This is a genomic window from Actinocorallia longicatena (assembly GCF_039534125.1).
GTDB lineage: Bacteria > Actinomycetota > Actinomycetes > Streptosporangiales > Streptosporangiaceae > Actinocorallia > Actinocorallia longicatena.
Genome location: NZ_BAAAUV010000005.1, coordinates 102,513 through 117,410, shown reverse-complemented (window position 1 = coordinate 117,410; position 14,898 = coordinate 102,513). Strand labels below are relative to the sequence as shown.

5 protein-coding genes and 1 pseudogene are annotated in these 14,898 nt (G+C 65.4%); 4 read left to right on the top strand and 2 right to left on the bottom strand.

Annotated elements, in window-relative coordinates; genetic code table 11:
• Positions 1-51: 51 nt before the first annotated feature.
• Positions 52-894 (top strand): DUF1206 domain-containing protein, encoded by an 843-nt coding sequence (locus tag ABD785_RS11410; protein WP_344825921.1) that lies wholly within the window; start codon positions 52-54, stop codon positions 892-894.
• A gap of 169 nt (positions 895-1,063) precedes the next feature.
• Positions 1,064-1,762 carry a hypothetical protein gene (locus tag ABD785_RS11405; RefSeq protein ID WP_344825918.1) on the top strand — a complete coding sequence of 233 codons (699 nt, stop codon included), beginning with the start codon at positions 1,064-1,066 and terminating at the stop codon, positions 1,760-1,762.
• A gap of 1,060 nt (positions 1,763-2,822) precedes the next feature.
• Here the strand turns inward: ABD785_RS11405 and ABD785_RS11400 are convergent.
• Both ABD785_RS11400 and ABD785_RS11395 read right to left on the bottom strand, forming a co-directional pair.
• Positions 2,823-3,104: a DUF6881 domain-containing protein gene (locus ABD785_RS11400; RefSeq protein ID WP_344825915.1), complete on the bottom strand. Its 282-nt coding sequence runs from the start codon at positions 3,102-3,104 to the stop codon at positions 2,823-2,825.
• Between the two features lies 1 nt (position 3,105).
• The gene (locus ABD785_RS11395; RefSeq protein ID WP_344825912.1) at positions 3,106-13,737 is read right to left on the bottom strand and encodes a LamG-like jellyroll fold domain-containing protein; all 10,632 of its coding nucleotides are present in this window, start codon (positions 13,735-13,737) and stop codon (positions 3,106-3,108) included.
• A gap of 422 nt (positions 13,738-14,159) precedes the next feature.
• Between ABD785_RS11395 and ABD785_RS41310 the strand changes: the two are divergent.
• Together ABD785_RS41310 and ABD785_RS11390 are read left to right on the top strand one after the other, a co-directional pair.
• Positions 14,160-14,312 (top strand): annotated as a pseudogene (locus tag ABD785_RS41310) (OapA N-terminal domain-containing protein); the annotation flags it as partial.
• A 3-nt stretch (positions 14,313-14,315) separates the two neighbouring features.
• Positions 14,316-14,762, top strand: coding sequence for a type 1 periplasmic-binding domain-containing protein (locus ABD785_RS11390; RefSeq protein ID WP_344825909.1), 447 nt, complete (start codon positions 14,316-14,318; stop codon positions 14,760-14,762).
• Positions 14,763-14,898: the final 136 nt, after the last annotated feature.

The following is a 14,898-nucleotide window of genomic DNA, read 5'->3' as shown; positions in this document are numbered from 1 at the left end:
GGTCCTCATCGTGCGGGGCACGGTCGTGCCGACTTCAGAGGAGGGCGAACGATGACGCCGAGTGTCACGAGGAAGGCGCAACGGGCAGGGCGGCAGGCGGCGGGACATGATCTGTTCCACCTGCTCTCCCGCGCCGGACTGGTGACCCATGGGGTCATCTACCTGCTGATCGGATGGCTCGCGCTCCAGATCGGGCTGGGCCGCGGCAGAGCGGAAGCGGACAAGAAGGGCGCGCTGCAGACCGTCGTCGACAACCCCGGCGGCACCGTCATGCTGTGGCTGCTCGTGGTGGGATTCGCGGGGATGGTTCTGTGGCGATGCTCGGAGGCCCTGTACGGCGAGCCCGTGCCGGACGGGCACAAACCGGCCAAACGGCTGACCGCGCTCGCCCGAGCCGCGATCTACACAGCGCTCTTCGTCAGCGTGCTGCGGTACGCGACGGGACACGGCGGCAAGGGCAGCGACGAGCAGTCCAAGAGCTTCACCAGCGAGGCGATGGCCGAGCCCGGCGGACGCTGGCTGGTGCTGGCCGTCGGCCTGGGCTTCCTCGCCCACGGCATCGTGGGCGTCGTCAGCGCCGTGCGGCATGAGTTCCTCGAGGAGCTGCGCACGTCGCAGATGAATCCCAAGGTCCGTACCGCCGTCAAGGTGCTCGGCGTGATCGGCACCAGCGCCCGTGGCCTGGTCTTCGCCGGCGTCGGCGTCTTCATCGCGCACGCCGCGCTCGCCTTCGACGCCGGCAAGGCCAAGGGCCTGGACGGCACCCTGCGCGAACTGGCCGACACACCGGCAGGCCCCTGGCTCCTGGTCGCCGTCGCCACCGGCCTGGTGCTCTACGGCGCGTACAACTTCTGCGAGGCCCGCTGGCGCAAGGTCGAAGCCGTCCGCTCCTGACCGGCACAGCGCCCTCCCTCGCGACCGACCAGACCGTCGACCGGAGCACGATCATCGGGGCGATCCCTCCACAGGGAATCGCGACACGAGAGCTTTCGCGCGTGGTATCTGGAATGTCATGGAACCCGCCGGTCAGCGCCGCCAAGCTTCCGTTCTCAGCTTTCGCGTCATGGGGCTCGACGGTCAGCCCTTCGCCGTCGAGGACGTGCCGGCCGATCTCCTGGTGAAGGACTTCGCGCGGGACACGCTGTACCGCATATCCGGGATCCGGGTCCTGGCGAAGCTTCGGGTGGTGCTGATCACCGGGGAGACACCTCTCGACCACCTGGCCGACGAGCGAGAGCTGGACCTGGCCTCCACCCTCGCCGTAGCGGACGTCCAGGACGGCTGTACCGTCCGGATCAGCACGGTGGTCTGGGCCGGTGGTTTCGGCATCCCCGAGGTGTCGTTCTATCTGGGGACGGCGATGGCCACGGGCATGGTCGGCAATCTTGCCTACGACATCGCCAAGTCCGCCCTTTCCGGGATGCGGCAGCGGTGGAGCGACTCGACCTGGGCTCGCAGGAGAACCGCGATCACGCCCCGAGAGGCCCAGGACATCGCGCTCGGCTGTATCTGCGCGAAGTTCGACGTCGAGGTCGCATCGGTGTCCCCGGTGGCCGCGATCCCGATCGTGTTGCGCTGGGACGGCACAGGGATCAGGAAGCTCCGCGACAAGAGGTTCTCCAGCCTCCACCGCGCCGCTCGCGCGTGGCGCTGCGTCCTGGAGCTCGACGAGCAGGCGCTCCCCGACCGAATCGAGGTCCTCGTCCAGGCCAACCCGGCCGGCGCGGACCACACCTACGTCCTCCTCTTCCGGGACAGCTGACAACCCTCCCACCCGACATCGTGAAAGCCCCGGCGAGATCTGCCTGAACAGCGATGCGGTGGAGCGCAGATGGAGCAAAGCCGAGACGGTTCGCCCCGACATACGTACCGTCAGAACCATGAAGTCCCGCCTACGAGGCGCCTGGCGATACACCCCAGAGTGGTACCAGGGCCGCAAGACCAAAGCGGCAGGAGGAGAGTGCAGCGCGCACGAGGGATGCGATGGCGAAGTGATCGCCAGCGTTCAGCTAGAAGACGCCGGCAGCGCTGACATCAGATGGGCTGTATGCCAACGCGCACTTCACGAGCACGACTGGGAGTTGCTGCCCGGACCCCCGCCCGGATGCCGAGAGTCCTAACCCCTGCGATGCGAAGCACCTCTACCTGAGGCTCTGAGAGGGTCCCGGAACAAGGCGCGCCCCCACCCGGCAGGTCCTGGGTGAGGGCGCGTTTTCGCTGGTCAGGTCTAGCGGACGGGGAGGCCCGTCACGGTGCGGCCGATGACGAGGCGCTGGATCTCGGAGGTGCCTTCGAAGATGGTGAAAATCCCGAATTCTACCCCAGTTTCCGCAGGTCACAAGCCTACGATCTCCACACCCTCAGCGCCGAACTCAGCACACCTGCTCCGAATCGAGCGCCGAGTGCCCGGGGGCATGTCTCGCCAGAGGTCGTTCAAGCGATATTTAGAACACCGCGTTTGGCCTTGCTTCAGCGTGGCTGGAACCCTACTCACCTTCCTCACGAATCTGCGTCGACAAACGTAGGATTCATGGTCGGCGACTTCCGGCCGATGAGGCAGACCGTGGCCACAGCCGACCAGAGCGTACTGCAGATAGTAGGATCGCAGCGCCGTGGCGGTCGTTCACTCTAGCCGGGCTCACACAGGCGCCCAGGACCGTCCGGTTGAGGCAGACAGCAGACGCCATGCCGCCGGGTAGCCGCTTGCTCCCGTCGGGTCGGCGCTGCGCCCATCGTAAGCATTCGCCCCTGGCTACACCACTACAACCACCGAGCCATATGGGCGTCAACGGCCACCCATCACAAGACCGAGTACACCTAGTTCAGAAAGCCGCCCGCGCCTCCAACCAGGCTTGCTCAAACTCCTCCGCCCCTATCTCCTCCGCCTCGAATTCCGGCTGATTCGATATCTCCTCCAGCGACGGAAATGGGATCTCGGATAGGCCAACGGTCGCGGTCTCACGCTGCTCATCTGCCCACTCAACTCGGCCGTCCCGAAAAATCTGAACTTTGCGAGTCTCATAACCGTCGTCACCGAGTTCACTGAGATAGAGAATCGGCTCGTCATCGAACTCATGCTGCCACGTCACCTTGACGTATCGCATCTCAGTTGAGCCCCGAGCCGAGGATACGCCCTACCAGGTCAAGCGGACCGTTGTTGAGAATTACGAAGACTCCAGGTCGACCTTGGATCACGTTTAGTCCTCTAACATCAATCTCGACGAAGTGGGTGAACTTCTGCCCCGCCCAAGGTACACGCAAGAAGGCTGCCGATAGCTGTCCAAGAGATTTGGTTCCCGGCTTGATATCAGTCAAGTACTGACCGTCACCATACCGCGCATCCTTCGGGTTACTCGCCTTCAACGAAGGCCACAATTGCCGGCTGGCGGTGATCCCATCGTGGCCAGCCTCGTTGGTGTAATGATAGAGCTTCTCCGGCGGGCACGGCCCCGAGTTGTGTACCAGGACCGGCGTGGGACCCGCCAGCACGTAGTAGGTATGGACGGTGGCGACTGAGAGGTTGTGAACCGTGGTGTTCTGCGTCCAGGTCCGGACTGCATCGATCTTCACGAGGTCGTCGGAGCTGGTGAAGAGCCAGTCGTTCGACTTCAGCTCTCCCGCATCGACCCAGGTGCGCTGAGCGGGAACCCAGAAGGGATGGCCGGCGGTCGCGGTGATTTTGGCGGTTTTCTGGCCTCTGTCTCCATCAATGTCGATCGTGAGCGTGACGAGTTTCTTGTCGCCGGTCCCCTTGATGGTCGCGCCGACCGTCTGCGCGCTCTTTGCTCCGCTCTCAGCGGCTCCGGCCAAGACTCTGTCGCCGATCGAGATCGTTTCGATCGTCTTCTTGGAGCCGTCCGCCATCACGACCAAGGTGCCCTTGACGAAGCTGTTGCAGTCCTCCTCCTTGGGCTTCGTCTTCTCCTTTGGGCGGGGGGTGGCCTTCGGGGAGGGCTTGGCGGTCGGCTTCGCGCCCTTGGGGGTCTTGATGCCCTTGGGGCCCTTGGCGAAGGGGAGTTTGCGGGTGGCGAGGGCGATGGCCCCGTAGGTGATGGTCTTGGTGATGCAGGAGTCGTAGTCGCCCTTGCGGCAGTCGTCGACGACGTCCTTCACGGTGTCGACGGTGCTCGTGACCATGTCCAGGGGGTTGCCCATGGGGCCGAACATGATGTTCATGGCAAGGTCGCCGCAGGACTTCCAGTTGCCCTTGGCGCATTTGTAGGTGTTGACCACGGGTGCGACGGCCATGTTGGCCAGGCCCTTGGTCGTGTTCTCCAGGATGGTGCCGGCGGTGGCCAGGTTCTTGACCAGGCGTTTGGGGAGCTTTTTCTCCAGTTTCTTGCGTAGCTTCTTCTTGCTGTTGGAGTAGCTCTCCTTGACCCGCTGGGTGATCTTGCGGACCTTTTTCGCCTTCTCGTTGTAGTAGCGGGTGAGGCGTTTCTGGGCCTCCCGCTTGAGGTCGCGCAGCTTCTGGGCTGTCGTCTGAAGGCTCCGCTTGACCTTCGCGGCGGCCTTCTTCGCGTGTTTGACCGCATTGTTGTAGTGCTGGGTGACGAAGTTCGTGACAGGACTCACGAAAGGCATCACGAAGCTGAACGGTGCGGTGACGGCCTTGGTGAACCCGCAGAAGTGGCCGAAGAGGCCGCAATTGCCTGTGGGGTCGATGTCGGTGAGGGGGTTGTCATCGACGTAGGCGAAGGCGTTGGCCGCAGTGGAATTGCCGACCGGGTCGAGGGAGACGGAGTCCTTGTTCTGGAACTGGCCGATGGCCGGGGTGTACCAGCGGGACCACATGTTGACCTTGCCGGTGGCGGTGTCGGTCCAGCCGGACTGGTACCCGAGGCTGCCCGTCATGCCGGTCGTGCCGAGGATGTTCCCGAGCGGGTCGTAGGCGGTGGAGCCGGTCAGGCCGCCGGTCGCGGTGAAGTTGGCGATGACGTCCGAGTGCAGATCCGTGAAGGCGAAGACGCCCGTTCCGGTGGAGCCGCCGCTGCCGTTCGGAGTGCCGATGCCGACCAGGCTGTCGCCGGGGAGACGGCTGTAGGTGCTCGTGCCGTCGGACGCCAGCGTGTTGGACAGACCGGAATAGGCGAAGGTGCGGCTGCCACCCGGTCCACTGCCGGTGAGGTTCCTGTTCAGGGCATCAGAGCTGTAGGTCTGGGTGCCCCCCGCGAGGGTCGCCTCGGTGACCTGCTGGCCGTAGGCGTCGCTGGTGTAGCTGACGGTGCCGCCCGGTCTTGTCTGGGTGGCCAGGGTGCCGCGCGGGGTGTAGGTGTAGGTGTTCGTGCCATCGGAGGTGAGCTGGTTGCGAGCGTCGTAGGTGAGGACGTTCGCACCGATCTTGATCCTGTTACCTGAGGCGTCGTAGTCGTAGAGGGTGTTGACGGAGCCGTTGTTCCAGCTCTTGAGCCGGTCCGACCAGTCGTAGGTGTAGGTGTTGGCCGCCGCCCCGGTGACCCCGGTGGTCGTTTTGGACGTCTCGTTGCCGTTGGCGTCGTATCCGTAGGCGACGGACGCAAGCGTGGTGCCACCGCTGTTCTTCAGGACGTCGCTGGTGAGCTGGTGCCGGTGGTCGTAGCCGAAGGTCCGCGTGTTCCCCGCCGTGCCGTAGGCGATGCTGGTCGGCTGCGACATCGTGTCGTATCCGTAGGTCAGCACCTTGCTGGTGGTCGGATCGCTCAGGGTGGAGAGGCGGTTCGCCGTGTCGTAGGTGTATGTGGTGGTGCCTGCGGCGTCTGTGCGGGAGGTCGTGAGGCCGTCACCGTTGTAGGCGAAGGAGCTGACACCCGCCGATCCGGCCGTGGTGAGAAGCCTGTCCCGGTCGTTGTAGGTGAAGGTTTCACTGGTCGCGGGGACGGTGACGCCGATCGCCGCGGTCTCGGCCTTGGTCATGCGGCCGTCGGCGTCGAAGGTGAAGGATCGGTCGGTGGTGGCGGCATCCGCGCCCGTGCCGGTCTGTCCCGTGAGCTGGCCGACGTCGTTGAAGGTGTTGTTGGTCGTGACGCCGCCGGGCGAGACGGTCTTGACCGGCTGGCCGTTGGCGTCATAGCTGATCGTGGTCGTCCTGTCCGCCACGGTCGTGTAGGTCGCGGTGGCAGGCTCGACCGCCGTCTCTGGCCTGTTCCACGAGTTGTAGGTGTAGATCCGGGCGTAGCCGCGGCCGTCAGTGAAACGGGTCCGGTTGCCGGCGGCGTCGTAGCCGAACGAACTGGTGATCCCGACGCCGACGTCGACGGGTTCGGTCTGGGCGGTCACCTGCCCGAGGGCGTCGCGCGTGAAGGTCGTCGTGTGCCCTCGGGCGTCCGTGGTAGAGATCAACCGGCCCGCCGCGTCGTAGGCGCTGCTGACCTGGCGCAGGATGGTCGTCCCGTCGGAGTCGACGTTCTTGGCCTCGACCGGGTTGTCGAGCAGGTCGTAGGAGATCCGGGTCGAGGTGCCGTCGTGCAGCGTGGTCTTGCTGGGGCGGCCGAACTGATCGTAGTCGGTGGTGGTGAGGGCACCGGCCGCGTCGGTGACGCGAGTCTGCTCGCCGAGGTTGTTGTAGCCGAAGGTGGTGGTGACGTTGTTCTGGGTCTTGGTCGAGGCAAGGAAGGCGCCGCCGGGGTTCGTCGCCGAGGCCGCGTAGGAGTACGTGGTCGTCGAGGAGGTCGGCGCCGGATACCGGTCGAGCTCGGTTTCGGTGAGTTTCCGGCCGAGATGGTCGTAGGTCGCCTGGTTCTGTGCACCTCCGGGCGAGATGACCGAGATGACCTCACCATTGCGGTCATAGGCGGTCTTGGTGAAACCGCCCCGCGCGTCCTCGACCTTGGCCACGTTGCCGCGCTGGTCGTAGGTGTAGCGGGTGATCTTCCCTCGGCCGTCGGTGGTGTTGATGACCTGACCGGCGTTGTCGTAGGCCCACTTCTGCTCGGAGACGGTGGGCGTCCCCGCTCCCGGCGCCGTGTACGAGGGCTGGGTGACCTTGGTCTGCTGGCCTTCGGCGTCGTAGGCGGTGACCGTCACATTGCCGTTGTGGTCCTGGGTTTCGGTCTCGTCGCCGAAGGTGTCGTAGCCGGTCAGCGAGATCGGGTGGACCGCGGCCGAGGTGCCGCCGCCGACTTCGACGTTGACGGTCGGCGCGGTGACCTGGGTCTGCTGGCCGATCTCGTCGTGGGCGTAAGTCGTGACGTTCCCGTTCGGGTCGGTCATGGCCGTCGCCAGGCCTCGCTGGTCGAGCGTCCAGCGGGTGGTGGCCTTGGTGAAGGAGGCCGTGGTCCCGCCGTTTCGTCCGTTGGTGAACAGCTTGGTGACCTCGGTCCCGGACAGCACCCGGTTGTAGGCCTGGACGTTGCCCACGGACCCGTTCACGTAGTCGACGAGGTTGCCGGCGAACTTGGCGCGGCCGATCACGAACGGACCGGAGGTGGCGAACGGAGTGGGATCGGCGATGGTGCCCTGCGACACCCCGTTGACGTAGAGCGTCATGTTCCCGTCGGCGGAGTTGAACGATGCCGTCAGATGGGTCCAGGTTCCCAGTACCGCGGTGGGCCCATTGACCGACGGATAGGCGGAGGGGCTCGCGACGTCGGTCCCGACCCGCATGAACGCCCACTTGCCGGTGCCACCGTCGTACTTGAGGAAGAAGCCGCTCTGCTGGTTCCCGTCCTGGCTGAGGACGGTCTGCGTCCCGGTCAGGGTGTTCAGCTTCGCCCAGGCCGACACCGTGAAGCTCTGCGAGGTGTCGACGACGGGGCCGTTGGTCGCGATCTGGGCTCCGGCCTGCCCGTTCAGGACCGCTGCGGAGTCCGCCCAGGTGACGTTGGTTCCCGCGGCAGCGGTGAAGCCGTCCCCGGAGCCGTCGGGCACACTGGCACCGGAGGTCTGGTCGAGCTTCCACCACGCGACCGGGTGACCCGGATCGTCACCGGTGATCGACTTGCTCGTCGTCCGGCCGAGCGGATCGTAGGTGTAGGACGTCGTGACCGGCCACAAGCCTCCATCGGTCTCGGTCGTGGTGGCGACCTCGTCGTCGGGCGTGTAGGAGAACGTGGTCTTGCGGTTGGCCCCGGTCGGATCGTCGGTCGTCGACAGGGTCCGGCCCGCGGTGTCTACGGTGGCGAGCGAGGTGGTGGCGCCGTTGTTGATGATCTTCTTGATCGCGTTGCCGCCGGCGTCGTAGAAGTTCTCCTCCTGGACGAACGGGTTGAGGTCGTTCTGGTCGACCCTGGTGACCTTCGCGACCAGGTCGTTGTCGGTGTAGGTGTACTTGGTCTTGTACCCCAGCCCGTCCTTGGTCCAGGCGATCCGGCCCGCCGCGTCGTAGGTGCGGGACTCGGTGATCAGATCTTGCGCGGCCGTGGGGTTGTTCGGGTCACCGGTGTAGTTCTTCAGCGTCGTGGTGGTGAGACGGCCGTTCGCGTCGTAGGCGAACTCCGTGACCTGCCCGTTCTCGTCGGTCTCCCGGATCTTGTTGCCGTAGCCGTCGTAGGCGGTCTGGATGACCTTGTTCAACGCGTCGGTGCTGGTGTCGACCAGGCCGTTGGCGTTGTAGGTCATCGACGTAGTCCTGGAGGCGTCACCGCCGGTGGTGTCGCTGATCGTCTGTGACAGGAGGTTGCTGTCCAGGTCGTAGGCGGAGACGATCCTGGCCGTGTGGATCGCGCCCGTCACCCGGTTGGTGACCGCCGGATTGAGCTCCTCGGTGACGTTCCCGACGGCGTCGTAGGTGAAGGTCTTCGTCACGCCGGCCGGATAGGTGTCCGACACGATGGTGACGCTCTTCCGGCGCCCGAGGCCGTCGTAGGTGAACCTTGTCTCCTGCCCGGCGGCGTCCTTGATCTTGGCGATGTCGCCGTTTTGGAAGTAGGTCGTGAGAGTCGTCGCACCACCGGGGGACACGGTCTTGTACGGCAGTCCCACGGGCGCGAACCCGCCGTTGGCCGCCGCGATCGTAGTGCCGTCCGTGTAGGAGATCTTGGTGAACCGGCCTCCGGGGAAGCCCGGAACCGGCGGTGAGACGGTCTCGATCTCGTTTCCGGCCGCGTCGTAGGTATGGACGTTCACGAACGTGTCGTCGGTCGGGCCGGTGGAGCGGCCGTCCCGCTCGGTGAGGAGCAGATCGTTCTTCGGGTTCGGGGTGAGCTGCTTGGTGGTGGCGTCCGGCCAGAAGGAGTAGTACTCCGTCGAGCACTGGTTGGCCGCCTGGTTCTGGCACGTGATCTTGGAGACCGTGTTACCGCGGACGTCGTGGCCGGTCGTGTCGACGTTGCCCAGCGGGTCGGTGACCGTGTGCAGGAAGCCGCCGGTGTCGTACCCGTAGCTGGTCTTCTTGCCGAGCGGGTCGGTGATCGCGAGGTCGCGGGAGCCGTTGGCCAGGTCGTAGTCGTAGGTGACGGTCTGGCCGCCGGGGTCGACAACCGTGACGGTCTTCATCGGGGCGAGACCACCGGAACCGCGGGCGGCCGTCATGCGGGCCTCGGCGTCCTGGCCGGTGAGCGTCGAGCGGTAGAAGGCGACCTCGGCGATGGAACCGGGAAAGTAGCCGAGGCTGTTGGTCGGAGCGCTGGGCCAGGTGTTGGCGACGAATCCGGCACCGACATAGCTGTAGTTGTTGGCCGTCTGGATGAGAGTGCCCATCGTGGTGCCCTGCGGGGTTCCGTCGAGGTACAGGCTCTGGGAGCCGGCGGCGACGGCGAGCACGACATGGTGCCAGGCACCGTCGTTGACAGGCTTCGTCGAGACCAGTTGGTTGTTGACGCCGTTGGAGTCCCAGACCTTGCCGTGTACCTTGCCGTCCTTGCCGATGTAGAGGGCGGGGACATGGTCACCGCTGGGCGCGGACGCGCCCGGCAGCGGATTGGCCTGCTGATCGAACAGGACACCGCCGTTGACGTTTCCGGCGGGCATGGAGAACCACATCTCGACCGAGGCCGGCTGGGTGCCGATGACGTTGTTCGATGGCATCTGGACATACGAGGAAGTGCCGTTGAACGACGCGGCGCTGGCGTCGGAGAACGGTCCTGTCGTCCCCAGCGTGACGTTGGCGTAAGTCCCGGTCCCCGAGTTGACCTGATCGGTGGCCTGCGCGGAGCCCGCCGAGTCGGCGAGCCGGAGGTAAGTGGCGGGCGCCGAGCCGAGGACCGCGCCTCGGTAGACGTCGCTCGACCCCTTGACGGTCGGCGTCGCGATGCTCCAGCCGCCGCCGTTGTCGTCGGTCACATGGGTGACCGTGCCGGTGACCCCGTCGTAGTCGATCGCCGCGAACGCCTTCCCGGACGGCCTCGTGATCGAGGTCAGGAACGCGTTCGGAGTCTTGGCGACGGTGTTGAGGTTGGTGACATCGCCCTGGGTCAGGGTCTTGTCGAAGTAGGCGACATCGGAGATCGAGCCGGTGTAGAACGAGGCGTAACCGGTCTTGACGGTCGTCGAGTAGTGCGGCTGGTTGGGCCACTTGTAGCCGAGGTAGCCCGCTCCGACCAGGTCGTACCACTGCCCGGGAACCTCGTGCAGACCGATCTTCGAGTTGACCAGTGCACCGTCGAGGTAGAGCCACTGTTTGCCGCCGTCGCCGGTCAGCACCACGTTGTGCCAGTTGCCGTCCGTGACCGCGTTCGCGCTGGTGATCGGGGTGTATTGGTCGGCGGCCTGGTTGGTGAACAGCGTGCCGTTCAGCTTGCCGTTGCTGTCGATGTACAGGGCGGGCGTGTAGTCGCTGGGAGCGGTCGCGTTGGTGAGGGGGTTCTCCTCGGAGTAGGAGAACAGCACCCCGTTGGGGGTCGTGCCCTTGAACCACAGCGAGATGCCCTGCGGCCGCTTGGTACCGATCTTGTAGGTGCGGGGCAGCTGGACGGCGGAGTTCGTGCCGTTGAATCCGGCCGCTGTGGCCGAGCCACCCGCCAGCGGGCCGGTGACGCCGAGCGTCACGTTGCTGTAGGTGCCCTTGTCCGAGCCCTGGTTGGCCAGGTTCGCGCTGTTGGCGACCGTCCCGGACGGTTCGGCCAGCGGCCAGTAGGAGTCGGCGCCCGTGTCGAGGACCTGGGAGTGATAGTTCGAACCGGACGCATAGCCGTAGACCGTGCAGCCCAGTGAGCACGCCTGGGTGAGCTTGTCGCCGGTGTAGGTGTAGGTCCAGGTCTGGATGGTGGAGTTGTCGCCGGGCGTCGCGGGATCGGTCGTAACGGTCGAGACGTGCGGCTTCAGGGGGGCGGCAGGCGTCGTCCAGGCCAGGTTGAGGGACCTGCCGGAGATCCCGGACACCACCTTGGTGATCTTCCCTGAGGTCCAGGTAAAGGTGATCGCGCGGTTGCTGGCGTCGGCGATCGAGGAGATGCCGTACTTTCCGCCGCCGAGCGACTGGGTGAAGGTGTAGAGCGTGCCGTCCTTGTCGGTCAGCGTGTAGCCGTTGCTCACCGACCGGAAGGAGACATAGCGGCCGGACGGCGGCGTGAAGCTGCCATCGCTGTTCTTGCCGAACCCGACCACGGAGCCTTCGGGGTAGGTGACGTAGGTGCCCTTCACCGCGCCCGAGGTCGTGTACTGCTCGGCGACCTGGGAGTCGTAGACGCTCGACCAGGCCGCTCCGAACGCGCCGGAGACGCGCGGGTCGCGAGAGTTGTAGTCACGGGAAACCTGGAGGTCCGGGCCGATGGTCTCCACGTCGGCGTCGGTCGCGGACGTGGTGTAGTTGCCATTCCCCGGGTCGAAGCCCCGGTCGCTGTTCTGTGACAGCGACGAAGTGATCGTCGGCTGTGGCACCTGGACGGAGAACGTCAGCCAGGGTGGATTGGAGGAGTAGGTCGTGCCGTCGTAGGACTGTGCGGTCCAGTAGTAGGACTTGCCCCAGGTCAGCGCACCTGCGGGAACCGTCCAGGACGCCAGTGAGTCGGTGGTGTTCTGGTTCCCGGAGTCGGCGACGAGGGTGCTCGCGTCGTTGTAGACCTTGAAGCGGATCTGCTTCGTCGTGGCGGCCGGATCGACTTCACCCGTCGCGGACAGCGTCGGGGTGAGGGTGTCGAAGACATTGCCGTCGGCCGGGGCCTGGTTGCGCAGGCGCGGAGGGATCTTTCCGGTGTTGTAGGTGACGACGAATTTCGGCGGCGTCGACCAGTTATTGGAGGAGGCGAACTGTTTCCAGTGCGCGTTGTCGTTGACCGGTGCCGCGAGGACCAGGCCGTAGTCCGGGCGGGTTCCGTTCGCCCAGCCCTGGATAATCGGCAGGTTCGCCGCGGCCACGGGGACGTCGAGCCACTGGCCGATCGACGGATCGAAGGTCGTGTTGGCGCACGCCGTGGTCAGCGTCTGGGAGTTGTAGCCCAGCCACTGGGTGTAGCCCGGGGACGTGGCGTAGGACTGCATCTTGGCGTCCCAGGAGTTCCAGTCCTCGAGGCCTTCGAAGATGTCGAACTGCTGAGCGGTGCAGGTGCTCGCCCACACGTTGAAGATCTGGAGCTTCGCGGAGGCGACCGTCACACCGGAGTAGTCCAGGCCCTGGTCGGGGAACTTCAGGTAGGAGCGGGCCGTGTGCGGGCCGTTGTCCCACGAGCCGACGGCGATCAGGCGCTCCGTCGAGTGGTCACCGTTCGCGTTGGTCATCACGTAGGTCGACGCGGAGTACATCGTGTAGGTCGGGTCGACCTTGACCGGGAACACCCTCTCGGGTGACTTCAGCCATTCCGGGTCCAGCGTCATGACCAGAACCTTGGTGCCGTCCCGGTCCTCGAGCCGGTAGGTGATCTGACGGGTGGTGGCCGGGAGGCCGGAGCGCGGGTCGTACTTGGAGTCCTCGGCGAACGCCGGCGGGGCACGGGTGACGACCTTGCCTCGCGGGTCCTGGAACCGGATGCCGCCGCCCTCGTCGATGACGGGCTGGAGGCCTCCGGTATCGAGCGGGAAAACCCATTCGGCCTGGGCGTCGGACGCCTTCAAGACCAGGGTCTCCTTGATGCCGGTGGGAGTCGTCTCGAGTTGGACGTCGGTCTTGGCCAGGGCCTCGGGGTAGGTCGCGGTGCTTCCTGAGACGGTCGGTGCGACCGGCGCGGCGCCCTGAAGGCCGTAGGAGATCTCGTGTCCGTCGGCTGTCAGATGCACCAGGCGCGGATCGGCGGCCGAGGCCGCGAAGTCTGCGTTCACGCCGTTGGCTGTCTCTTCGAACCGCCCGCCGGACTGCTTGAGCGTCGTGTCGATCGGCTGCCAGCCGCCCTTGGCGTCGTGGTAGTTCACCGGCGACTGGCTCATGATCCGCGTGGTGGTGCCGTCGGCGTTCTGGAAGTAGTCCGAGGTAGCCGTCGACTTGGCGGCGAGCCGCTTGCTCGTCCGCTTGACGTACCCAACGGTCCCGTCGGCGCTCGCTCCCTCGGGGTACTTCGGCTTCAGCCGCTCGTACTCCGGCAGTTCGCCCTTGCCCGGCTTGGGCTTGTGGCCGTTACCCTTGTTCGCCCGAGTCCCGTCACCGGAGACCATGACCGGATCGCCGTTGGCGGTGCCGCCGCCCTGCTTGGGCAGATCCCCCCATTTCGGCGTCGGCTTGCCCCGGACGAGGCCCTCGACCGCCTCAACCCCCGGCAGCCTCAGCTCGGGCGTCTCCACCAGCGCGCTCATCGCCATCGCGGGTTCGGAGGTCAGCGTCGCGATCAACGCCACGCCCGCCGTGAAGACGATCCGGAAGCTCGCCCGGGGACCGAACCAGCCGACATGCCGACGCCTCGCACCAGAGAACCGGCCACCGATGTAGGCACCGGCCATCATCACGGATACCAACACGACCAGACCCAGGAAGACCTGAGACAGCGACAAGCTGATCACGAGCCACGCCCTCTGCAGTCGGCCGCCATGGAGGCGAGCGAACCAACCCAGGCATGATCACGCCGAGGCTTTTCAGAAGTAACTGATCAGCAAGTGACAAAACAAGATGTAAGAATCTCAAAGTAGCGGTTTTCAGACGCCTTGATCGTTAGTGCGCAGGTGGCGCAAGTTCCGGATGGACAAGTGATCCTGGTCACTCTTGACAGCATCGGAATGGTCCCGCACCGTGCTGGAGCCGAACGCCGAGACGATCCGCCGTCAACACCCTCGATGCACTCGTCGCATGCCACAGTGCTCACCTAGCCACTGACTTCCCATGCACCCGTCGAGTCGAGATGTGATGCGGGTCACTTGACATTAGATCATGACCCCCGCCTACGATGTGCCGTCCAACTCGACGTCCGGTCGGCATGGCGACCGCCTACATACGGGGACGAGTGCGCCTACCGACGTTCATCGAACGAATCACCAGTTCCTGGAAGCAGCTCCCACCGTTTCACCAGCGCGTTCTCCTCTGCATTTCCCTCATTTGCGTCGTGTCGATCGGACTGGCCGTCGCGTGGAGACCTGGACCTGCGCCCGTGCGGACCAGGGAGTATCTCGCGACCAAGGCGTGCCTTCTCACCGGAGCGCAGGGCATCACCGATCCGGCGGCCATTCCAGCCTGGTCCGGAATGCAGCAGGCTTCACTGCGGACTCGTGCCAAAGTGCAGTATCTCCCCGTCACCGGGCCGGCCACCGTCGCGAATTCCACACCCTTTCTGAACACCCTCATCGCCTCCGGATGCGCCGTCATCGTCGCCGCCGGGGACATTCCCGCGAAAACCGTGAGCGCTCAAGCCAGCCTGCATCCCAGCCAGGCGTTCGTCCTCATCGGCTCCACCGCCGGGCATCCCAACATCACCGCCGTGAACGGCGAAGACCGCGACATCTCCGCCAGGGTCGAAGCACTGGTTAGCGCGGAAGTCTCCGGAAAAGAGTGAACCGCACAACTGCTACCGAAATCCTTCACCGACCGACCGTTCGGGCCGAGGCCCGCGGCATGCGTCAAAGTATCCTGTAGGCGGACAGCGTCATCCCTGACGTCGCAGACCTGAATACCCCTACCCGGTAAGGGAG